We start from the raw sequence: 511 nt of genomic DNA, 5'->3' as shown, positions 1-511 counted from the left end.
ATCGCCGTTGAAATCGCCGACTCCCATGATCTGCCAGGCCGCGCTGGCCGTCCCGAGCGCGTTCCAGACCGGGCTGCCAGAGCCCATGGCCGAGAAGCCGATGCCGCCGGACGTATCGTTGCGCCAGAGGATGTCATCGGTCCCATCGCCGTCGAAATCACCGAGTCCACCGATCTGCCAGGCGGTGCTTTCACCCCCCAGAACGCTCCACGTGGGCGTACCACCCGACATGTCGAACATGCCGTACTGGCCCGTCGTGCCGTTCCGCCAGAGAATGTCGGAGGTGCCATCGCCCGTCAGGTCGCTTTCGGGGTCATGCTGGCTCACGCCCTGAATGCGCCCGTCCAGTGCTGCAACATCGGTGATGCCGTTCAGCGTCAGCGTGTTGCCACCTCCGAAATCGAGAACAAGATTGCCGTTGACCACAGTGGCCGATGACAGCACAGAGGCCAAATTTCCGCTCAGGGCTGGCGAGTCGATCTTTAGGAAATCGCCGGAGAAATCCTCGATC

The 511-nt window shown here is 62.4% G+C and carries 1 protein-coding gene; it reads right to left on the bottom strand.

The window, feature by feature from the left end; translation table 11 throughout:
• Window positions 1-511, bottom strand: a 511-nt coding sequence (locus BKY26_RS20300) for an FG-GAP-like repeat-containing protein (protein WP_211268000.1), incomplete at both ends; no start/stop codon positions are given.

Source organism: Nioella sediminis (assembly GCF_001879695.1).
Classification (GTDB): domain Bacteria; phylum Pseudomonadota; class Alphaproteobacteria; order Rhodobacterales; family Rhodobacteraceae; genus Nioella; species Nioella sediminis.
The sequence above is the reverse complement of the archived record's forward strand: the minus strand, read 5'-3'. Positions and strand labels throughout refer to the sequence as shown.